The 20,915-nt window shown below is 62.8% G+C and carries 19 protein-coding genes; 8 read left to right on the forward strand and 11 right to left on the reverse strand.

Going from position 1 to position 20,915, the window contains the following annotated elements; translation table 11 throughout:
- Positions 1–51 precede the first annotated feature (51 nt).
- The 4 genes from H3T90_RS00300 to H3T90_RS00315 all read right to left on the reverse strand — a co-directional run bounded on the left by H3T90_RS00300 (position 52) and on the right by H3T90_RS00315 (position 5,258).
- Positions 52–330 (reverse strand): WhiB family transcriptional regulator, encoded by a 279-nt coding sequence (locus tag H3T90_RS00300; protein ID WP_015021978.1) that lies wholly within the window; start codon positions 328–330, stop codon positions 52–54.
- Positions 331–407: 77 nt separating this feature from the next.
- Entirely contained in the window at positions 408–2,378 is a 1,971-nt protein-coding gene (locus tag H3T90_RS00305; RefSeq protein ID WP_198229202.1) for an FtsK/SpoIIIE domain-containing protein, read from the reverse strand.
- A gap of 90 nt (positions 2,379–2,468) precedes the next feature.
- Positions 2,469–3,440 (reverse strand): LCP family protein, encoded by a 972-nt coding sequence (locus H3T90_RS00310; RefSeq protein ID WP_232346966.1) that lies wholly within the window; start codon positions 3,438–3,440, stop codon positions 2,469–2,471.
- Between the two features lie 363 nt (positions 3,441–3,803).
- On the reverse strand, positions 3,804–5,258 hold the full coding sequence (locus tag H3T90_RS00315; protein WP_198229204.1) for an LCP family protein: 1,455 nt from the start codon (positions 5,256–5,258) through the stop codon (positions 3,804–3,806).
- 305 nt (positions 5,259–5,563) lie between these two features.
- Between H3T90_RS00315 and H3T90_RS00320 the strand changes: the two genes are divergently transcribed.
- The 3 genes from H3T90_RS00320 to H3T90_RS00330 are packed head-to-tail and all read left to right on the forward strand — an operon-like array spanning position 5,564 to position 10,540.
- On the forward strand, positions 5,564–5,821 hold the full coding sequence (locus H3T90_RS00320) for a WhiB family transcriptional regulator (RefSeq protein WP_046323023.1): 258 nt from the start codon (positions 5,564–5,566) through the stop codon (positions 5,819–5,821).
- Positions 5,822–5,879: 58 nt separating this feature from the next.
- Entirely contained in the window at positions 5,880–9,020 is a 3,141-nt protein-coding gene (locus H3T90_RS00325) for a glycosyltransferase family 2 protein (protein ID WP_198229206.1), read from the forward strand.
- Positions 9,017–10,540, forward strand: coding sequence for a DUF5719 family protein (locus H3T90_RS00330; protein WP_198229208.1), 1,524 nt, complete (start codon positions 9,017–9,019; stop codon positions 10,538–10,540). The genes H3T90_RS00325 and H3T90_RS00330 overlap by 4 nt, the downstream gene beginning before the upstream one ends.
- A gap of 10 nt (positions 10,541–10,550) precedes the next feature.
- On the opposite strand, the gene H3T90_RS00335 is transcribed toward H3T90_RS00330, so the two are convergent.
- Entirely contained in the window at positions 10,551–10,985 is a 435-nt protein-coding gene (locus H3T90_RS00335; RefSeq protein ID WP_046323788.1) for a metallopeptidase family protein, read from the reverse strand.
- A gap of 65 nt (positions 10,986–11,050) precedes the next feature.
- Here H3T90_RS00335 and H3T90_RS00340 point away from each other — a divergent pair, with 65 nt between their 5' ends.
- Positions 11,051–11,890 (forward strand): HAD-IIB family hydrolase, encoded by an 840-nt coding sequence (locus H3T90_RS00340; RefSeq protein WP_408610676.1) that lies wholly within the window; start codon positions 11,051–11,053, stop codon positions 11,888–11,890.
- A 121-nt stretch (positions 11,891–12,011) separates the two neighbouring features.
- Positions 12,012–12,767 (forward strand): ComF family protein, encoded by a 756-nt coding sequence (locus tag H3T90_RS00345; protein ID WP_198229210.1) that lies wholly within the window; start codon positions 12,012–12,014, stop codon positions 12,765–12,767.
- On the opposite strand, the gene H3T90_RS00350 is transcribed toward H3T90_RS00345, so the two are convergent.
- The 4 genes from H3T90_RS00350 to H3T90_RS00365 all read right to left on the reverse strand — a co-directional run bounded on the left by H3T90_RS00350 (position 12,764) and on the right by H3T90_RS00365 (position 16,687).
- Complete coding sequence (locus tag H3T90_RS00350) at positions 12,764–14,116, reverse strand: Y-family DNA polymerase (protein WP_198229212.1); 1,353 nt, start codon at positions 14,114–14,116, stop codon at positions 12,764–12,766. The two genes, H3T90_RS00345 and H3T90_RS00350, sit on opposite strands and share 4 nt — an antisense overlap.
- Positions 14,113–14,730, reverse strand: coding sequence for a LexA family protein (locus H3T90_RS00355; RefSeq protein WP_110425341.1), 618 nt, complete (start codon positions 14,728–14,730; stop codon positions 14,113–14,115). Before H3T90_RS00355 ends, H3T90_RS00350 begins: the two co-directional genes overlap by 4 nt.
- 88 nt (positions 14,731–14,818) lie before the next feature.
- Positions 14,819–15,931, reverse strand: a complete 1,113-nt coding sequence (locus H3T90_RS00360; protein WP_110425639.1) for a sensor histidine kinase — start codon at positions 15,929–15,931, stop codon at positions 14,819–14,821.
- A gap of 18 nt (positions 15,932–15,949) precedes the next feature.
- Positions 15,950–16,687 carry a response regulator transcription factor gene (locus tag H3T90_RS00365; RefSeq protein WP_046323019.1) on the reverse strand — a complete coding sequence of 246 codons (738 nt, stop codon included), beginning with the start codon at positions 16,685–16,687 and terminating at the stop codon, positions 15,950–15,952.
- A gap of 224 nt (positions 16,688–16,911) precedes the next feature.
- Between H3T90_RS00365 and H3T90_RS00370 the strand changes: the two genes are divergently transcribed.
- Both H3T90_RS00370 and H3T90_RS00375 read left to right on the forward strand, forming a co-directional pair.
- On the forward strand, positions 16,912–17,532 hold the full coding sequence (locus H3T90_RS00370; RefSeq protein ID WP_198229214.1) for a CarD family transcriptional regulator: 621 nt from the start codon (positions 16,912–16,914) through the stop codon (positions 17,530–17,532).
- 14 nt (positions 17,533–17,546) lie between these two features.
- Entirely contained in the window at positions 17,547–18,026 is a 480-nt protein-coding gene (locus tag H3T90_RS00375) for a 2-C-methyl-D-erythritol 2,4-cyclodiphosphate synthase (RefSeq protein WP_198229216.1), read from the forward strand.
- Positions 18,027–18,032: 6 nt separating this feature from the next.
- Here H3T90_RS00375 and H3T90_RS00380 read toward each other — a convergent pair whose 3' ends face one another.
- Together H3T90_RS00380 and H3T90_RS00385 are read right to left on the reverse strand one after the other, a co-directional pair.
- The gene (locus tag H3T90_RS00380) at positions 18,033–18,860 is read right to left on the reverse strand and encodes a metal ABC transporter permease (RefSeq protein WP_198229218.1); all 828 of its coding nucleotides are present in this window, start codon (positions 18,858–18,860) and stop codon (positions 18,033–18,035) included.
- Positions 18,857–19,732 carry an ABC transporter ATP-binding protein gene (locus H3T90_RS00385; RefSeq protein ID WP_198229566.1) on the reverse strand — a complete coding sequence of 292 codons (876 nt, stop codon included), beginning with the start codon at positions 19,730–19,732 and terminating at the stop codon, positions 18,857–18,859. The genes H3T90_RS00380 and H3T90_RS00385 overlap by 4 nt, the downstream gene beginning before the upstream one ends.
- A gap of 211 nt (positions 19,733–19,943) precedes the next feature.
- On the opposite strand from H3T90_RS00385, the gene H3T90_RS00390 reads away from it, so the two are divergent.
- A complete protein-coding gene (locus tag H3T90_RS00390) occupies positions 19,944–20,864 on the forward strand; it encodes a bifunctional methylenetetrahydrofolate dehydrogenase/methenyltetrahydrofolate cyclohydrolase (protein ID WP_144177204.1) in 921 nt (306 codons plus the stop codon).
- The last annotated feature ends 51 nt before the right edge of the window (positions 20,865–20,915 follow it).

The raw sequence follows: 20,915 nt of genomic DNA on the forward strand, positions 1-20,915 counted from the left end.
CGGTGGCATCAAGCCATCGCCCCTCAACTGTTCGGTGCAATCGGGAAGGAATCAGGACTGCATCTGCATGGCCTGGGACCTGCGCGCACGCATGGCCCGACGCTTGAGAGCCCTGCGTTCGTCCTCGCTCAGTCCGCCCCAGACGCCGTAATCCTGATTGGTGTCCAGGGCGCACTTCAGACAGGCGTCAATGACCTTGCAGGTCCGGCAGACAGCCTTGGCCTCCTCGATCTGCTGATAGGCTGCACCTGTGTTGCCGACAGGGAAGAACAGCTCAGGGTCCTTGTCACGGCAAGCAGCCTTGGCGCGCCAATCAAACGCATTACTCATCTACCTAAGCCTCCAAGAAGTTTTTATCTGTGTTTTATCACTACCCTATGCAAGATAAGCACGATGGGTGACTTTTTTCAAGAGTCCATTTGTTTTACGGCTAAAGAGAACACCTGTAGCGGAATGGCGTGACCCGCCTCCAGAACCAGACACCGTCCAGGAACGGCGTTGGCCCGGGTAGATAGGGCGGCCAGCTGATCGGCGGGGATGCCAGCCGCCAGATCGGCCCCCCGTTCGCCACAGGGGAACACCAGACGACGGCTGAAACGCTCAGGTCTGCGCAGGGCACTGGCCGCATCCACAGCTAGAATCACCGTGGTTCCCTCCTGTCCCAAAGCCTCATGCAAGAGCGGGGACAATGGATCCCGACAGAGTGGATCCAGCAGGTCTTGGGCATCGTCAACAATCCAGACCAGCCCTCGGTTGCCGTGTTGATGACCTTTAGGCGGTGTCGGCACCGGACCTGTCGAGTCCTGGCTGCTGTAGCCCTGGCCTGTTCGCCGCGTGATGCGCAAATCAAAGCTGGGTTCTGGTCGGGCTCCCGGCTTCATCAGGGTAAGCAGGGAACGAAGCAGCAGGGCTAGAAGGGTGCTCTTTCCTCGGCCTGGCGGTCCAATCACAGCCGTATGACCTTTGAGGGGCAGGTGGTAGAGGTGCAGCAGGACCCCGTCGTCGGTGCGCCCCAAAGGTATCAGGGGCCGCCCTGATTGCCAAAGAATCTTTCCGCAGGCCGGATCACGCTCTGGCAGGGGAGGAGAGAAGAGCGGTGCTGGCGGTCGGCTGCCGCAGAAGCGACTGGCTTTGATGATCTGTTCCACCAGAGTTTGTGGGTCAGCTGCCGGGCAGGTGCGGAAGGCCTGGGGGCCCCGACCTTGCTCCAGGAAGCCCAGACCTGGACAGGCAGGGTCAATCGCCGTGGCGCAGGAGGACCCCAGCAACTCTTTGGACTGCAGGGGGTCGCGCACGCGCAGACATATGCCCAGGTTCATGTTGGCACGCATCTGGGCGCTGACCTGCCCCATGGTTTGCTGGGTGCAGGCCACTAGGTTCATACCCAGGGACCTGCCCTGAGATGCCAGGGCGGTCAGTTTGTCCAGATAGTCGGGCAGGAGTTGGCGCAGGGCCTGGAACTCGTCAATGACCACCACCAGGCGCGCTGGTGGATCGGACATCAGGGCAGTGTCCTCCACCCCCGCTCTGGCAACCAGGCGCTGACGGCGCTCCAATTCCCGCTGAAGGCCGTTCAGCGCTCGTACGGCCTGGTCCAGATCCAAATTGGTCACGCAGCCCACGGTGTGTGGCAGTCGGGCCAACAGGCCGAAGCCGGCACCGCCCTTGAAGTCCAGCAGGACCAGATTGAGCCGGTCTGGAGGCTGACTGGCGGCCAGGGCCAGACACCAGGTCTGCAGAAAAACCGACTTGCCTGATCCCGTTGTACCTGCCACCAGGGCGTGGGGTCCGTCACGCGGCAGATCGATGACCAGCGGTCTGTGATCAGGACGGGCACCGATGATTGCCGGTGCTGTCTTCCCCGATGCAGCAAGCCAGGCATGAACGATGCTCTGCCAGAGCAGACCATGTGCTTCCGAAGCCCCTGATCCCAACAGACGGGACTCCAGCCGAGGGCCCGGGTCGGAGGCCAGCTGAGCCAAGTCCTGCCGTGTCTGGTCCTCTGTGCTTGTCGATAGGGAAGCACGATTCGATGCTATGCCGTATTCCAATTGTGCGTGGGCGGGGAGAGATGACGGTGGCTGTTGATGCGCTCGCAGCAGGCTCAAAAGCAGCATGGCCAGGGTACCTGTCAGGCTGGGAAGCAAGAGGAGGAGCAATATCCAGCGGCCCTGGCCGACTGCGTACCAGATCATGCCCGCCTGGGCCAGGGCCGGAGCCGTTTGGGCGACCAGGGTCAGAATGACCTGGATCCTTCCCTTTTTGGCCTTTCGCTCTTTGACGCTGGCAGAGTGCCAATCGCCTGCAACCTGGTTAGAGACTTTCGGCCCGGCTGCTGATATCGGAAATGCAGCTGCTGATGAATTGGCCTTTATCATGTCTTCAGCATGAAGGGCCCGGCTGGGGAGTGCCAGGGCAAATCTGGCATGTGGTCGAATGTGGAATCTGGCCGGGATAGGCGGACGGTGCTACATGCCGCCGACGGTTCCGGGGGCATGACTGCCCTGCGCAAGCTTATTGAACAGATCGGTGTTGCGGGCTTGATCCAGCAGAACGGTGGAACCGAGACCCCAGCCCGGATAGTAGTCAGGATCTGCCCAGTAGACGCTTCCGGTGATGCCTTTGCTACTGCTGGCACTGCGGAAGGCCAGGACCATGCGCACAAGGTCTATGGGGTTGGTCCGCTCATCCACCACCAAGGCATCCAGACCCGCCGAAAGGACCTTTCCGGCCGTCGACGGGTTGAGCATGACCGAGGGCTGGAGCGCCTTGGCAGTGATGGCTGAGATGGCCTGACGCTGGCGTTCGGCACGCCCGAAGTCCCCCTTGGGGTCCGAGTAGCGCATGCGGGTGAAGGCCAGGGCCATACCGCCGTCAGCCTGATGACAGCCGCGGGACCAGACCATGCCTGAGTTGGGGTCGTTGACGTCTGCATCGTAGCAAAGCCTGACACCGCCCAGAGCGTCGACCACCTTACTGAGGCCTCCAAACCGGATCAAGGCCACGTGATCGACCTTATGGCCGGTGATGTCCTCAATCTGGCCGGTCAGGGCCCGGTAGCCCGATGTGTAGGCCACGGCGTTGATTTTCATGTAATCCCCGTCCTGCTTGACCAGGGAATCCCGGGGGACTGAAATCAAGGAGGCGGCTCCGTGCCGGGGCTTGGTCAGTACCAGGATGGTGTCGGTGCGGAAGCCGGTGATGCTGGCATCCTGTCCTGCCCCCGGAGAACCGTCGCGCTGGTCCGATCCCAGAAGGAGCCATGTGGTGGCCTCTGAACCAGGGGCATCGGTCAGCATTTTGTCGCGGGTGAGCTTGCCATTGATCCAGAACCATCCTCCACCCGCCAGTACGACCAGTGCCAGCAGCAGGACCAAAAGCAGAATGGTTATGAATCTGCGCAAGGGGTGTCTGCGGACGAGGGCAGTGCCATTGCGCATGCTTCGATTGCTTCTGTTGCTCCAGTCGTTTCCAACAGGTGCAGCCGTGGCCCTTGGCTGGGGTGTGGTCTTCGATGAGCCGCTGGTGCGTCTGGCCTTCCGGGCCCCGCTGGTCTGCCCCGGCTGATGCCCAGTCCCGGAGGAGGGGGAAAAGCTGGGAGGCGTCTGGCTACGGCTGTGTCTAGCCTCGGTACCTGGGGTTCCGAGGTCGGCAGCCGGACGGTGATGACCGGAGGGCATGAAGCTAGGAGGCTCCTGTCCCTGTCCGCCTTGGTCTGATCCAGTCCGCATACCCTTAACCTCCGTAGCTTTGACCGACTAGGTAAGCAATAGCATGCTTGAACGACCCAGCGGCTTAATCGGCTATCTCTGCGCCGGAACCGCACAGACCGTAGCGAACAGGTAGCGGTCCGCCATACCGATGTACTGTCCGGTGTTTGCATCCCTGATGGTTCCGTCGTCCGGATCGACAATTCCGCCCGTGTTCGGATCTATCAGGGTCTTGTCAGGCATGGTGATCAGTCCGGTGCGGGGATTGGGCTTGGGTAGAGTAGCGGCGGACGCAGATGGGGATTGGGTGCCGTCCTCTGTGTCAGAGCCGTTGCCCGCTGTCTGAGTAGCACCCTGTGTGTTTTGGACACTCTGGGCATCCTGATCATTGCTGGCCTGCTTGTCTGATGAAGATGTTGACTCTGCAGCCTCATTGGCCTGGGTCAAAGGTTTCCCTTCTCGGAGCAGTTGCCAGATAGTGTCGGCCTCATCCGTCCATACCACTCGGTAATTGTCCTGGGACCATTCCTCGACAGGTATGGTACGGGCGTAGATATGTTTGGTGTCTATGTGCTTGAGCGAATTGCCCAGACCCAGCAGGGTCTGGAAGTTGCCCAAGCCCTCGCTCAGTTGCAGGGTGGACATGGAGGTGGTGGCCAGACGGTAGGCCTTGGGCAGGTCGGAATAGATATTGACGGCCTTGGCTTCGTTGACCAGACTCTTGATCAGATACTGCTGGCGGGTGGTTCGCATAATGTCCGACCCGTCGGCAGCGGTTCCATGGCGCATGCGAGCGTACTCGGTGGCTTGGGTTCCGTCCAGATGCCGCAGACCGCGCTTCAGGTTGATGCCGGTATAGCCGTCCCAGGTATCCTTGGGGATGCACACGTCGACCCCGCCCAGGGCGTCGATGATGGACTTGAAACCGTTGAAGTCAGCCACCGCGAACTGTTGAATGTCCAAACCGGTCAGTGAGCGGACCGCAGCCAGAGAGCAGCTGGCGGCCGAATTCACATCGCCGCCCTGGCTGTAGCCTTCGGCAAAGATGGAGTTGAACATGACCTGGCGGCGGGCCGGAATAGTTTCCCCCTTGCTGGTGGTGCAGGCCGGGGCGTTCACGATGGAGTCCCTGGGAATGGAGACCACGTTCACGTAGGAACGGTCTGCGGCGATCTGGACCACCATGGCCGTGTCCGACTGGTGATTCTCCTCTAGGCCGTCGCCGCTGCCGCCCACATCGGCATTGCCCTTGCCGTCCCGGGTGTCCTGTCCCAGGACCAGGATGTTCAGGGTTTTGCCTTTGTAGATGTCTTCCGGGGCCTTGTTGCTTTGAGCAAGGGTGACGGGCTCCAGCACGTGCATGTGACCGTTGATGTCGGTCCAGAAGGCCGCCACTGTCGAGGCTACGAAACAAAGAATGAAGGTAAGGGCCAGACAGATGCCCGTGCGCAGACGGTGGCTGTTGCGAAACCCACCGCTGTGCTGGGGCTTGCCGTTCCTGCCCGCCTTGATGTTGGGCAGACCCATCTTTCTGGTTGGGGACGTCAATGGTTATGCCTTCCTCATCGGCTGTCGCTGTAGGGGTCATTCCGGCGGGAAGAACCGGGATGACGGTAAAGCGTGCTTGAACCAGTCATAGTATAGTCTGACCCTCATCCGCAGCTCCTCTTCGGGCGATATGGCCTCCTCTACGTGTTGCTCAGTTGCGCTTGCAGACATGTAGGGGTTGACAGAAGACCTCCGTAGCGGCTGTAATAAAAGTGTGTAAACACACTAGGGACTGGGGGGTCGCTATGAGTGGTTTTATAGACACTCGATACAGCAGTACAACTAAAAACAGGCTGACGCCGCTGATGCAATGGTTCGAAGTCAACATCGGACCATCCTGGCGGAGCGAGGCGCTCTGTGCACAGACAGACCCGGAAGCATTCTTCCCAGGCAAGGGAGGCTCCACTCAGGAAGCCAAGCGGGTCTGCGCCGACTGCACCGTCCGAAAGCAGTGCTTGGACTGGGCGGTCGAACACGACGAACGCTTTGGCATCTGGGGTGGCATGAGCGAACGGGAGCGCCGCCGTTACAAGAAGAGGATGCGCGCGCAGCACCAGGTCTGAATCGCCGCAGGTGCCCGAGCGAGGCATCCGGTGACCTGGATTGCGTAGACTGGAACGCATGAGTTTCGTCGCGCCTCAAGCCCAGGATGTCCGGCAGGTCCTCTCTGCAGTTATGAACGCATGTTCGCCTGCTGCCAGTCCTCATGTGGAGGATGCCGTGGCGGCGGTGATCACGGTCGAGCATGACCTGACCTACCTGTCTGATACCCTGCGCGCCCTCTTGCGACAGAGCCTCTTGCCTAGGGTCATAGTTATTGCGGACTGTTCGGGGATCACTGTGGAGCCTCTCTATGCGCAGTTCCCGGTGGACGGGCCAGCGCGGGTGGAAGTGCAGGTGGTTCGCGCCAAAGGCGCCTCTTCCTTCGGCGATGCCGTGGACAAGGCACTTGGCTATGCCCGTCTGCCTGGTCGAATCCGTGCCCTTTGGCTTCTGCACGACGACTGCCGTCCGATGGATGAGCATTGCCTAGACAGGCTGGTGGACACCTGGCACAGCAATCCCACTGCTTCCCTGTTGGGCGCCAAGCAGTATGACTGGCAGGGCGAGGGACTGCGGGATGTGGGTCGGTATGCCTACCATCACCGAACGGTGAGCCTGGTAGTGGACAGCGAGCCCGACCAGGAGCAGTATGACGCACGCCAGGATGTTTTCGCGGTGAGTCTGGCTGGTGCCCTGGTGCCCATGCAGACTATGAAGGATCTGGGTGGACCAGGTGCCTGGGCTGGAACTTTCGGCCAAGCCGACGACCTTTGCCGCCGCATCTGCCTGTCAGGGGGGCGTGTGGTAGTGGTGCCCAGTGTCCGGATGGCCCATGCCAGCGCACGGATGAGCGGATTGCGCGACCGGAATGGGCGGCCGGTGCAGCCCGACCGTCCCTTGGATGCCTCCATGGGGCCCATACTGGCTCGAGAGCGTTACCTGCTGACTGACTTTGCCCTTCCCTGGTGGCCACTGGTCTGGCTCTGGCGAGTTCTGGCGGCACTGTGGTTCATGGCCCTTGATCTCATCGGCAAACGGCCTTACAGGGCCCTGTGCCGTCTGTGTGCGCCCTGGCGGATTCTAACCCGTCCTGCGGCCTTGCTGACCATGCGTCGCCGTCTGACTTCCGCCTGCCATGGCGGTCCCCGCCGATTGAACATTCTCCAAGCCAACAGTCAGCAGATCCGGCAGTGGCGGCAACGCAGACAAGCCTTCCGTGACCAACAGGAGCATCCCATGCTCAGCCACCTGGCCCTGGCTCATCTGCGCCAGCAGTTCCTGCGTCGCCTGGCTTGGGCATCGGGGATGACCATAGCAGTCTTGGTGGCTCTGGTTGCCACTCACTGGCCCCTCTGCCGAGCAATTTTCTCAGGAGGTGCCATCCACGCGCCCTTCCTGCCCTCGTCAGGAGCTGACTGGTCCCGCCTGCTGGCGGCGGCCACCACCTCCTGGTCCTGGGCCGGGGGCGTGGGACAGCCTGCAGTTCCTGCCCCCTTCCTCTTGGTGCTCCTACCCTTCGCCCTGTTGACTGGCGGTCATGTGGCCCAGGCCATGGCCTTGATGCTCCTGGCCGAAACGGGACTGGCCGCTCTGTCTTTCTGGGCCCTGGCCGGCGTGGTCACCAGGTCCAATCCCATCCGCTTCCTGCTGGGGCTGCTCTGGACTTGTCTGGCATTCGCCCTAGGCATCGTGGATGGTCTGCAGTTGCCCATGCTGACGGTCATGGCCTTCATGCCTGCCGCCTTTGCCTTCGTTTTCAAGGCCGTGGGGCTGTATCAGACCGAGGCTCCCGTGCACCCCAAGGCTTCGGTGCAGCAGGCGGCTCTGGCCTCCATCTGCTTCCTGCCGGTCCTGGTAGCCGAACCTCAGCTCATATTGGCCATGATTCCGCTCTTCATCATGGCAATCTGCCTGGTGTCATCCCATCGGATAATGCTGTTGCTGATGCCCCTGCCTTCGGTGCTGGCCCTGGCGCCAACCCTGGTCAACTCCCTGCATCATGCCAAGGACGGGCTTTGGAGGCAGCTTTTCGCAGATCTGATGGTTCCCTCGGTGGATCTGACCGGTCAGCCTCGAACCGGGAGCCTAGGGGAACTGCTGGCCCGCCTGCTGGGCCTGGATGCTTCGGCCCTGTGGCCCACCAGGTGGCGACCTGAACTCTGGCGTCCTGCCACGCTGGCCTGCTGTCTGCTGGCGGTGGTCCTCCTGGCCTTTGTTACCTTGATTGTGCCTCGGGTGCTCAACGCGGCCAGGATTCTTTGGATCACGGTCCTGTTGGGCCTGGTCCTGGCGCTGGCCTCGCAGGCGGTCTGCACTGGCCTGGACGAGACCGGTCCAGTGGCCGGTTCAGTCCTGCCTGGCATGATGATGGCATTTATGGGTCTTCTGGCCTGCCTTGGTCTGCTGGCTGGCAGGGCCGTCCGTCCCTTCTCGCCCCTTGCTTCTGGGCATGATCAGGCCCCTGACAACGATGCCGATCGTCCGCCCCTGCCTCCTGCGCAACCCTCTTCAACCTCTGCAATTGCAGTTAATGGTGGCGGACGTGTTTTCAGGCTCTTGCTGGTCCTGGTCCTGGCCCTAGTCACTGTGGGTGTAGCAGTGATCGGTCTGGTGGCGCCTGTCGGTGGGCCCCTGTCTGCGGACGGCCGGCAGCTTCCGGCTGTGGCGGTGGACTACCTGGAGAAGGATCCATCCCATCGGGTGCTGGTGCTGACATCGCCCTCCCATGGTCGCGTGGCCTACACCGGTCTGCACACCTCACGAGGAGAGCTGGTAGATGCCTCGCCTGCCCTGCGCGTCCAGAGAATGAATGGCAGTCAGCTGGCTGGCGAGGATGTCCTCTCGCATTCAGCAGCTGCTCTGATGGCCAAAGCCGACTCAAAAGCCGTAGCTGTGGTGGTCGACCTAGGCTTCGGCGGTATCTACGTGCCAGTTGATCGTTCCGGAACAGCGGGATTGGGGTCCACGCCCAACGATGACCTGGTGTCCAATATCACCGCCAGCGAAGGTGCCCAGCAGGTGGTGGCCAATGCACAGGGAACCTATTTCCGTTTGAACTCACAGTCCGGCAAGGACGTGGGCGTTGACATGACTGGTGTCACACGAGCAGAGGCCAGCACTTGGAGGCGGGTCTGGCTGTGGACCCTGGGCCTGGTCCTGCTGGGATACTGCCTGGTGGCTCTGCCGCGTCCGGGCTACTTTGGAGGGGAGCAGCTATGAGTGCACGAAGCAAGGGATCCCTGGTGGCCGCTCTGGTCACGGCGCCCCTGGTGGTGGTCCTGATTGCCGTTCTGCTGATCTGGGCACCTCCGGCCTCATTGGCTGATGGTGCCCGAGGATCTACAGCCGTTTCCAGCCGGGTCAGTCAGCGAGAGGTAGCGGCCTACTGTCCGGCTCGAATGACGGTAGCGGACGAGGATAAGGTCGGTGATGACCAGTTCAAGGCATCGGAGGGCGATCTGAGCTCCCGCGTCACGGCCGCCGCCTTCGGATCCATTGGCAGTTCCAGCCTGACCCCAATGGGAAGTGGGCGACACACCACGTTGACTGATCCCGATCTCTTGGACGGGCAGAAAGTCATGGCCGCTTCGCTCGACCCCGGCGCTTCGGCCACTGCCTTCGATTCCCGGATGCTCAAGTCCCAGCCGGGTACGGGGGCTACTGCCGGTATGGTCTCCTGGGCCACGAAGGGTGATCTTAGAGGAATCCAGGCGCTGGCCTGCCCCCGGGCCGTCATGGATGCCGACTTCCTGTTGCCCGCCACCAGCAGAGGGAATACCCAGCGGTTGGTGGTCTACAACCCGTCATCCAAGGCCACGGTGATCAGTCTCGAGGTCCAGGGTTCGCACTCCTCAGGTAGGCTGCCCCTGGAGACAGGCAAGACCATGACCGTGGCTCCTGGCGGCCATGCCTCATATGATCTGTCTGCGGCGGCTCCTGGTCAGCAGGCCATCTACGTCCGGGCTCGCAGCTCACAGGCTCCGGTAGCCATGTCGGTCTCCGTCAATGTTATGGCCGGGCTCGATCCACGCGGGTCTGATCAGGTGACTACATTGGCGGCTCCCGGCCGTGATCTGGTCATTCCCGGCCTGCGCGGGGCTGACCAGGCCACTCTGCTTCTACAGGGATCCCATGCCACGGCGGTGGACCTGTTCTGGGTGGATGAAGGCGGTCAGCAATCCTCGCGGCGGGTGGATCTGCAGGGCTCTCAGGCCACCGCGGTGGATCTGGGTGGTGTGCCCGATGGCAAGCTGGCTCTGCAGGTGCATGCCGACCGGCCCGTCCGTGCAGTCCTGCAGGTGACAGGCCAGGGTAGCCAGGACCAGTCACAGTCCGACCTGGCTCTGATTCCCGCGGGGACTGCTACTGCCTCCTCGGCCCTGACTATATCCCAGCCTGCCCAGGCCGCACTGACACTGGTCAACCCATCAACGAATCAGATCAAGGCCGAACTGGTTGGATTCGACGAGAAGGGCAACAAGCTGGGGGAGCGCTCGCTGACCATAGAAGCAGGTCGTGCCCATGAGCTTTCAACCCACGATTTGGGCGACCATGTGGCCGCCGTGCGGCTGAATGAGGCTTCCGAGCATGGCTCCTCCCGGTTGATCTGGAACGCACGCCTGAGTGTGGACGCGGTCAAACAGGCTGGCTTGTCTGGTCTGGCGATCATGACTCCTGACGGGCTCATGCCCACGACCACCGTGATCCGCTCCGGCCCAGACTCCACTGTCCTGCCCTAAGATTCGGCCCTCAGCGTCCCCACATGGGGTCGATCTCTTCGGGGTCACGCCCGTACAGGTCAGCCAGCTGGAGGACAAGCTCGTCGCGGATGATCAGCTCCAGCTCCGTGCGGTCTCGGGTCTTGCTCTGGATGGGCATTCGGTAGAGAACGATCCTGGCGGGGATGCCGCGGCCTGCCGGAAAACTGCGTGAGAAGAGGTCTGACTGGTCCTCCCATGGGGTGGGGTCGGATGGCGGTACATCCTCGACCGCGAATTGGACGGGCTTGACCAGTTGTGGCCAGCCGGCACCCAACCGCCGAATTTGAGCTGCTGTCAGATCGTCGAAGATTCCGCATCTGGTGCGATAGCGGGGCAGGCGGGTGCCGAAGGTGGGCCGACGAATCCCCCGGCCATGACTGTTCCGGTAGACGCTACGGGACCAAGGCGGCTGATCGTTGATCATGACACTCACCATAGCCCCCAACCCGGAGGCATTTTTCGATTCAGGGTGTCTTGTAGCATGGAGCGATGATCGACAAGCGGATGGGAGCAATCATGGCGGAGGATGGTGCGGTGAACGTGGCCTGGTGGGGCAGCCAAGACATAAGGTCCATCTGCGCACGGGCACGGGTGCTGGCCTTCGATCTGGACAACACCCTGGCGCTGTCCAAGACCCGCATGGACCAGACCATGGCTGTCCATTTCGCTGCCCTCACCCGGTTCCGGCCCGTGGCCATCGTCTCTGGCGGGCGGTTCAGCCAGTTCCGCGACCAGGTGTTGGATGCCCTGCCTGAGGATACCTGTTTCAATCAGCTGCATCTGATGCCCACCAGCGGCACTCGCTACTACCGCTGGCAGGATGGAAGCTGGGGTTGCGTTTATGCCCACGATCTGAGCACCCAGGACCGGCAGGCCGCCGAGGCCAGCCTGGAGCGCAGGGCCAAGCAGCTGGGAGACTGGGAGGAGCAGGTCTGGGGGCCGCGCATCGAGGATCGCGGCAGCCAGATAACCTTCTCCGCCCTGGGTCAGCAGGCCCCAGTCCAAGCCAAGGAGGCCTGGGATCCGGACAACAGCCGCAAGGATGCCCTAGCCCGGGCCGTGGCCGCAGACCTGCCCCACCTGCAGGTGCGATCCGGCGGCTCCACCAGCGTGGACATCTCAGCCAAGGGCATCGACAAGGCCTATGCCATGACCTCCCTGGCCAAGATACTGGGCGTAGATGTCGGTCAGATCGCTTTCGTGGGCGACCGGATGGATCCGGACGGCAACGATTATCCAGCTGCTATGGCCGGGGCCATGGCTCTGCGTGTGCATAATCCGGCCGATACCCTGGACCTGATCCGGGCTCTTGAGGCAGATCTGGTCTGAACCTGCTGAACCTGTCTGCAGACAATCCTGTGAGCGGATGGTCTGTGAACGGATGGTCTGTTCATGCACATGGCTCTGTCCTGCTTTCCTATCCTCAATGTTTGAGGGTTGACTAGGCGTTATGTGCAACCTTTCATTGGCATCCGGCCGGTTCCGACAGGCCGCTTATACTGTCGCCTCAGCCTTGGTCAGCTCGGCGCTGGACTTGCTGGCTCCTCGATCCTGCGCCGGCTGTGATCGCCCCGATCTTCTGCTATGCCCCACTTGCAGATCCCTGCTCTTCCGGCCCCTGTCGGTGCCTGCGCCCGCCTATGCCATGGGCCTGGCTCTGGCCTGTGCTCCATATCGAGGACCTGTCAGGCGGATCATTCTAGCTTGGAAGGACCACGACAACCGGCCCTTGGACGCACCCTTGGGCCAGGTCATGGCCGATCTTGCTCCAGTTCTGGCCAGACTGATCGATCCTCTGCTCCGGTCCAAGCCTGCGAAGGCGATCCTGGTGGTTCCCGCCCCCTCCTCGGCTGCCTCCCTGCGAAGGCGGGGGAGGGTTCATCTGCAGCCGATCCTTTTGTCTCTGGTTCAGGCTCTGCAGGAGCAGGGCCTGACTGCCAGTGTGGAACCCGCGCTGATCATGAACTCCGTCAGCACCAAGTCCGTCCAGGCGGGCGGCCGCCGGAACCGTTCGCGTCGGCTGGCAGGCCGGATCGCGGTTGCGGATCCCTTACGGTTGGCCGGCCATCCCGTCCTGGTGGTGGACGACATCATTACCACAGGATCCACCATCCGCCAGTGCGCTCGTGCCCTGGAGACCGCAGGCGCCCTGCCGTTGGCTGCCTTAGCTCTAGCGGCCGTTTCTCCAGGCCATGAGGATCTCTAGCGGGCCTGGACCACGGCCATCTCATCCCAGCGGGTGGTAGATCGGGGGGAGAGCATGCCCCGGTTCATGGCCCAGTCGGCCCCTGTATCCTCGTCGCCTCGGCCCTTGCCGCGGATGCCTCCGTAGCCTACGCCCACCCGGAAGGGACCGAAACGACGGGTGGCATCCTCTAGGACATCCCCCAGACCATGGGTGTCCCGGGCTGCGTCCAGGCCTTCCAGGGTGCGGAAGTGGTCGGCATCAGTCAGATCCAACAGAACCACCCCGGCTCGGATCCAGCGGGCGTGCGGATCCACTCGACCCTTGAGCGCCCGGCTGGCTGCGCCGGCGATGACCAGGGGGTCGTCGCTGGGATCCTCCAGGATGACAGTCCGGCCGACTGCGCAGAACTGCTGGGGCGCATAGGGACTGGTGGAGCAGAAGACCCGCACCTTGCCGCACAGGCCGTGCTGTCGACGCAGACGGCGGCAGGCCTTCTGGGCATAGATGCTCAGCGCCTGGGCCAGAGTGGTGTAGCCCTCGATAGGGTGGGAGAACATGCGCGAGCACAGAATCTGATCGGTGCGCACACCCCTGGCGGCATCCGCCTCGGGTTCGATGCAGGGCCGTCCCCTCAATTCCAGGACAGTGCGTTGCAGCATGACGGAGAACCGGTGACGGATCAGCGAGGGATCGGCATCGCGCAGATCCAGAGCGGTGGTGATGCCCATGCCCATGAGCCTGCCTGTCAGCCGTCGGCCCACCCCCCAAACCTGGTCGACGGGCACTGATGCCAGAGCCTGGTCGCCGTACTGGGCTTCCACCTGGCTCCAGAGGGTGATTCCCTCGGTCGAGGGATGGTCCTTGGCCCAGTGGTTGGCCACCTTGGCCAGGGTCTTGGTAGGCGCCACCCCCACGCTGACGGGAATGCCGGTGGACCGCAGGACTGCGGCACGTAGCTCCCGGCAGATCTCGACAGTGCGCTTGTCGTTCCAGATGCTGTCCATGAAGCACTCGTCGATGGAATAGACCTCCTGGTTGGGCAGGAAATGGGCCATGATGGCCATCATGCGCCGGGAGAGGCTGGCGTAGAGCTCATAGTTGGAACTGCGGGCCACCACCCCGTCCTGTAGGGCCCGTTCACGAATGGTGAACCAGGGTGTGCCGTTGGTGATGCCCAGGGCCTTGGCCGGGCGGTTGCGGGCCACTACACAGCCGTCATTGTTGGACAGCACGACCACCGGGCGGTCAGCCAGGGAAGGGTCGAAGACGGCCTCGCAGGAGGCAAAGAAAGAATTGGCATCAGCCAGGACTACTCGGCCTGTCAGAGCGGTCCCGGGTGCAGGATCGGCCGGTTTTGGCGTGCTCATGCCGACCCCCAGCCCGTGGAAGGATAGGCGGGTTTTCGGCCCTGGCTTCCCGTACGCCTGCGTTCATGCAGGGTGTGTCCGGGATAGGTGACCTGCGGCAGGGGAGAGCCGCTCCGGGATTCGCCCTTGGTGTCTACCCGCTGCCAGTGGTAGTTGCCGATGACCACCCCCCAGATGACCAGTTCCTCGCCCTCCTGGGGCATGAAGTCGGGGTAGGCGGGGTTCTCGGCCCGCAACATGGTCCGTCCCTTGTACCTGGCCAGCCGCTTGACCAGCAGCTCGTCGTCCAGGATGGCGATGACGATGTCCCCCTCACGTGGCTCCAGGGAACGGTCGACCACCAGCAGATCCCCATCGAAGATGCCGGCGCCGGTCATGGAATCGCCTGCCACATGGATGATGAAGGTGGCGTCGGGGTGGACGATGACGTTCTGATCGAAGCTGAAGTCGCCGCTGAAGTAGTCCTGAGCGACTGAGGGAAAGCCGGCGTGGACGGCCTCCAAGGCCTGGGGAACGGGACTGGGGTGCCCTCGGAAGAGGCTCAGGGCATCGACCCGGCACTCCGGCAGAGAAGCAGGGGCCGCCTCTGGCGACCCATGGATGGTAGCGACCATGGCACACCTCGAACTCGATGACATTCGAACAAATGTTCGATTTCATTATGAGTCGAAGTCCGCCTCCCAGTCAATGCGGCGCGTCGGATCAGTCGGAACGGCCCACGCCCTCCTCGTCCTCGTCGAGGTCACGGTGATATCTGGGCAGGGTGATCTCGAAGTCCGCTCCGCGCGGATCGTCCACCACCTGCACCTGACCTCCATGCAGCTGGGCCGCCCAGCGCGCGATGGACAGTCCCAGCCCGGTGCCGCCCGACTCCGTGCCCGGCCCGGCCTTGCCTTTGACGAAACGCCGGAAGATATCGGTACGGGCCTCGGGAGGTATCTGCGAGCCGAAGTTGACCACGTTGGTGACTATGGTCTCCTGCTGCCGGTCCTCGTGGGCTTGGATCAGCACCGTGGTGCCGTCGGCCGAGTGCTTCAGGGCGTTGCTGATGACGTTGGTGAAGAGCTGGCGCAGCCGGTCCTGGTCGCCCTCCATTCTCAGGCCCTTCTCCAGGTCCACCTGGATGTCGTGGGCGTGCCCGGCATCGGCTATGGCTAGGGGCTGAAGGGTCTCGTCGATGAAGTCCCCGAAGTCGAAGTCCTCGATTTGCAGGCTGGCGGCCCCGGCCTCCATCCTCGACAGGTCCAACAGGAAGGCGATCAGGTCGGACAGACGATGGGTCTGCTCCAGAATTCCCTCCAGGTTGGCTGGTGTGGGCTCGGTCACCCCGTCCGCCATGTTCTCCACCATGGCCTGCAGGGCCGAGACCGGGGTACGCAGCTCGTGGCTGACATTGGCCACCATGTCCCGGCGCATCTGGTCGGCGTGCTGGAGCTCCTCGGCCATCTCGTTGAAGGACTGGGCCAGGAGCCCCACCTCGTCATGGCTGGTCGTGGTGGCGTGGACCCGGACCGTGTAGTCCCCGTCGGCCATGGCCTCGGCAGCATCCCGCATCTGCCGCAGGGGGGCGGTGAGTCCTCGGGAGAAGAAATAGGTGATTCCCAAGGCCACCACCAGGGTCAGCGGCATGGCAATCCAGCCGCTCCAGCCCATCTTCAGCAGGAACCAGGCCATGACGAAGGCGATGGCTGTGGAGATGATGATCAGAACGCTCAGCTCCACCTTCAATGAGGCGAAGGATCCGATGGGCCGTTCGCGGTCCACCCGTGCACTCAGACTGGGTCCCTTGCGCCGGCTCCTGCCGTCCTTGCTCATGGTGTGCATCCGCGGCCGTTACCGCTGGTCCTGGTCCTGATCCTCGGGCGGCTCGAAGGCGTAGCCCACTCCATGCACGGTGCGGATCATCTGCGAGCCCAGCTTGTGACGCAGGGCCTTGACGTGGGAATCCACCGTCCTGGTGCCCGAGGCATCCACCCAGTCCCAGACCTCCTCCAGCAGCTTCTCGCGGGTGAGTACGGACTTAGGTCGGCGGGCCAGCGTCGCCAGCAGGTCGAATTCGGTGGGGGTCAGATGGATCTGCTCCCCGCGTAGGGTCACGATGCGCTGGGCCGGGTCGATGACCAGGGATCCAAAATCCAGCACCTTCTCGTTCTCGGAGTTCTTGGCGATGACCTTGGCCCGCTCCACCCGGCGCAGGAGGGCCTTGCAGCGGGCGATCAGCTCGCGCATGGAGAAGGGCTTGGTCATATAATCGTCGGCACCGGCGCCCAGACCGGTCACCTTGTCGGCCTCATCGTCCCGGGCGGTCAGAATCAGCACCGGTACCGGCCGCTCGGCCACGATCCTCTTGGTGGCCTCCAGTCCGTCCATGACGGGCAGCATGATATCCATGATGACCAGGTCGGGTTTGATCTGGGATGCGGCCTGCACGGCGCTGGCACCGTCCGAGGCCACCCGTGCCGTCCACCCTTCGGCGGTGATGCGCTGGGCGATGGCGGTGGCCAGGGTGGGTTCGTCCTCAACCACCAGGATGGTGCTGGGTGTAGTGTAGCGGCTTGTGTTTTTGATCATGCCTACCTCTGTCTTCGATCACTGATCCGCAAAACGATGCTCGTCATGCGGGGTGGAGCCTTGTCGGCATTCGTTCCACCACCGTCGTTTCTTCCAGAATAGTCTTCAGAGCCTCCAGGGGAAGTGTGCTCGCAGAGAATCGCGTCGTCGTCGAGTCCCCGTCGGCAAGTCCATACGCAATGGCATTATTATATGGTATTTTCTCGACTCGTTCTGGAGGGCATATGGGTTACAAGGTCGGTGACATGGTCGTCTATCCGCGTCATGGGGCCGCCAGAGTGGATGCCATCACCGAACGGACCGTCAAGGGTGTCACCCGCAAGTACCTGCAGCTGTCCGTGCTCTCCTCGGATGGGCTGGTCATCAACGTCCCCGTCGAGAACGCGGCCAAGGTGGGCGTCAGGGACATCGTCGACGCCAAGGCGGTGGCCAAGGTCTTCGAGATTCTGCGCACTCCGGTGGTCGAGGAGAAGGAGATGAACTGGTCCCGCCGCTACAAGCTGAACGTAGAGAAGATCGCCACCGGCGAGGTCAACAAGATCGCCGAAGTGGTGCGCGACCTCTCCCAACGCGACGTGGACGAGCACGGGCTGTCGGCGGGCGAGAAGCGGATGCTGATCAAGGCCCGCAAGATCCTGACCTCCGAGATCGCCCTGTCCGAGAATCTGGACGAGGACGAGGCCCAGCGTCTGCTGGATGTCAATCTGGGCTATGCGGAGCCCATGCCCGGTGACGACAAGCACCATACCAAGTCTCCCACGGAGCCAGCTTCCAAGACTCTGGCACGGGTGGCCCAGGAGGCTGCCAAGACCAAGGGCAAGGGTAAGACCAAGGGTAAGCGCTGAGGCCGGAGCCGGCCATGGATCATCCAAGCATCGGACTGGGTTTTGATGCCCATCGCTTCGATCCGACTGGTGAACGTCCCCTCTGGCTGGCCTGCCTGTCCTGGAATGATGGAACCCCCGGCCTGCTGGGCGATTCTGACGGTGATGCAGCTGCCCATGCCCTGATTGATGCCATCCTGTCAGCTACTGACTTGGGCGATATAGGCACCTTGTTCGGCCTGGGTGCACAGGCTCCTGGAGCGGGCATGCATGGGGCAGCCATGTTGGAGAAAACCATGACCTGCCTGCATGAGCACGGTCGCAGGCTGCTCAATGCTTCCCTGGTTATCGTCGGCCAGCGCCCCAGACTTTCTTCTCGTCGCCACCTGGCGCAGCAGGCCATGAGCCAGGCAGTTGGCGCACCGGTTCGGCTGACCGCCACCACCACTGATGGCATGGGTTTTACCGGTCACGACGAGGGCATCGCCGTCATGGCCACCGCGCTGGTGGGCTGACTGGCATCAGGCACGCAGGGCTGTCCATCCCTTGGCCAGAGCCCAAAAGAGGGTGGATAGGGTCACGATGATGAAGCTTGGCGGGGCTGGCACCATGGCCGAAATCACCAGGCCTCCCCAGATGGAAGCCAGGCAGATCAGTCCCGACAGAAGCATGGCCCTCAGGGGAGAGGCCACCAGGATGTTGGCCGTGGCCGCTGGGGTGACGACCAGAGCGAAGATGAGCAGGGTCCCCACTGCTGGCACGGCGATGGTGATAACCCCGGCCATGATGGCCATGAAGGTCAGGTTCATCAGCCCGATGGGCACGCCGCGAGCCTGGGCCACCTGCTCATCCAGGGAGCTGAAAAGCAAGGGCCGATAGATCAGAGCCAGCAGGATTAACAGGACTGCGTCGAAGATTATGAAGCCGATGACCTGCCCTCGGGTGATGGTCAGGATGGATCCGAAGAGGATGGCCTGCATCTGCTGGGAGGCCGAACTGGACATCCTGGCGAAGAAGAGCCCCAGACCGGTGGCAAAGGCCAGGACCGTGCCTGTGGCGATTTCCCTCTGGGAGGCTCGCTTGCCCAGGGCTCCGATGACCAGTGCCCCGCCCAGGGCGAACAGGCCCATGCCGGCAGAGACCGGCAGCCCAAGCAGGACGGCCCCCGTGGCGCCTGGCAACCCGATGTGGGCCAGGGCATGGGCGGCGAAGGTGGAGTGTCTGGCGATGGTGAAGTAGCCCATGGCTCCGGCGGCCACAGCGATGCACAGACCAGCCACCATGGCGTTACGCATAAAGGGAGCGGCGAGGATTTCCATCCAATGGGGATCGAAGACTTGTGTGGTCATGAGGTCCTTTCCCGGTCCGTCCCATGCAGGCGGGCCACCTGGCTGGGTTGGTAGCGATTGTGGACGGGTCCGATCGGCTCGTCCATGTCGGGGGCTACGAACATGTCCCCCTGGGGTGTGGTGACCACCTCCACCTTGGTGCCGTAGAGGTGGGTGAGCAGGTCCGAGTCCAGCACGTCGTCCATGCGGGCGTAGTGGGGGTGCCCGTCCAGCAGGTAGACCGCCCCGGTCAGCACCGGCAGCAGCATGTTCAGGTCATGGGCCACCACTTGGATGGTCATGCCCAGACGGCTGTTGAGCTGTGCCAGCAGGTGGACGGTGGCGCGCTGCCCGGCCAGATCCAGATTGGCCAAGGGCTCATCAAGCATGAGCAGATAAGGATCGCAGACCAGGGCCTGGGCGATTGCCACCCGCTGGCGCAGGCCGCCGGAGAGCTGTGACAGGCGCAGGTGTGCCCTGTCCTCCACGCCGACGAAGCGCATGGCCTTTCTGGCGCGCTCGCGGTCCTGCCTAGTGACGGGGTGGATGCCGAAACGGGTGCCGGTCAGCCCGAGCAGAACGGACTGCTCAGCCGTCAGGTTGGAGTCGATATCCGAGGTATAGCTCTGGGGTACGTAGCCGATGTGGTCGTTGGCTTGGCCGGCCGGCTGCCCCAGGACCTGCAGGCTGCCGGCATCCAGGGGGAGCAAGCCCAGCTCGGCCTGCATCATGCTGGTTTTGCCGGTGCCGTTGGTGCCCACGATGGCTGTTACGGTCCCCGATGGAATGGCGAAGGTCCCCTCCGACCAGATCAGCCGCCCGGATCGGCGGATGGCGGCATGGTCGAAGACGATGCAGGCCTGCGTGGATGTTCTATCTGTGTCCGTATCCATGGCGTCCTTCTCACAGGCATCCAAATTAGTGATCCTGCTCTTATTGAGCATGATTCTCATTATGGTGGAGAAGGGGACAGCGCGCAACTTCGTCAGCCAAGTCCTCCCGGACCGGCCATTGGACAGTGGTTCCAGTCGGGGAGGAATCTGCGCTAGTCTGGCTCAGACAACTTTGACAAGGGTTTGCGCCCGCTTGAATGATGGAGACCTATTGACGGCAGTGAAACTAGACGGAAAGGCGGCGGCTGCAGAACTCAAGGAGGACCTGCGCGCTCGCGTGGCTAGGCTGACGGCCATGGGACGCACTCCTGGCCTGGGGACCATCCTGGTAGGGGAGGATCCCGGTTCGCTCAAGTATGTGGAGGGCAAGCACCGGGACTGCAGCCAGGTGGGCATCCGGTCCATCCGAGTGGATCTGCCCGCCGATGCCGGCAAAGATCGGATTCTAGCTGCAGTGGATCAGCTCAACCAGGATCCTGACTGCACCGGCTACATTGTCCAGTTGCCCCTGCCCGATGGAGTGGACCCCACTGAGATCATCGAGCGCATCGATCCGGCCAAGGACGCCGACGGCATGCATCCTTACAATCTGGGCCAGCTGGTTCTGCATGCCGACGGCCGGGTGCGGACCCCTCTGCCCTGCACCCCGCGGGGGGTCCTGTACCTGCTGGACCATTACGGGATTGACCTGGCCGGCAAGGAGGTCTGTGTGCTGGGCCGAGGATTGACTGTGGGTCGCACCATCGGACTGCTCCTGACCAACCGCGGGGTGGATGCCACCGTGACCCTCTGCCATACCCGCACCAAGGATATTGATGCCCATCTGCGCAGGGCTGATGTGATCATTGCAGCCGTGGGTCAAGCCGGGCTGGTTGGCCCAGACCAGGTTCGCCAAGGTACCGTCCTGGTGGATGTAGGCGTCTCCCGGATTTGGGATCAGCAGGAGAAGCGCTGGCGGATCAAGGGCGACATCGATCCGGCCGCAAGGCTGTCTGCAGCTGCCTATACGCCAAATCCCGGCGGCGTGGGGCCCATGACCCGGGCTATGCTCTTGGCCAATGTTGTCGATTCCGCTGAGCGAGCCGCAGGAATCCCTGTGCGCGACACGCCCGAGGCTCCCCGGCGACAATGACCGTGGTGTCTCCTATCATGGGGAATGTTCACGCCTGCCGGCGGGAACGCA

The organism is Bifidobacterium polysaccharolyticum (genome assembly GCF_016101585.1).
In the GTDB taxonomy this organism is placed as follows: domain Bacteria; phylum Actinomycetota; class Actinomycetes; order Actinomycetales; family Bifidobacteriaceae; genus Bombiscardovia; species Bombiscardovia polysaccharolytica.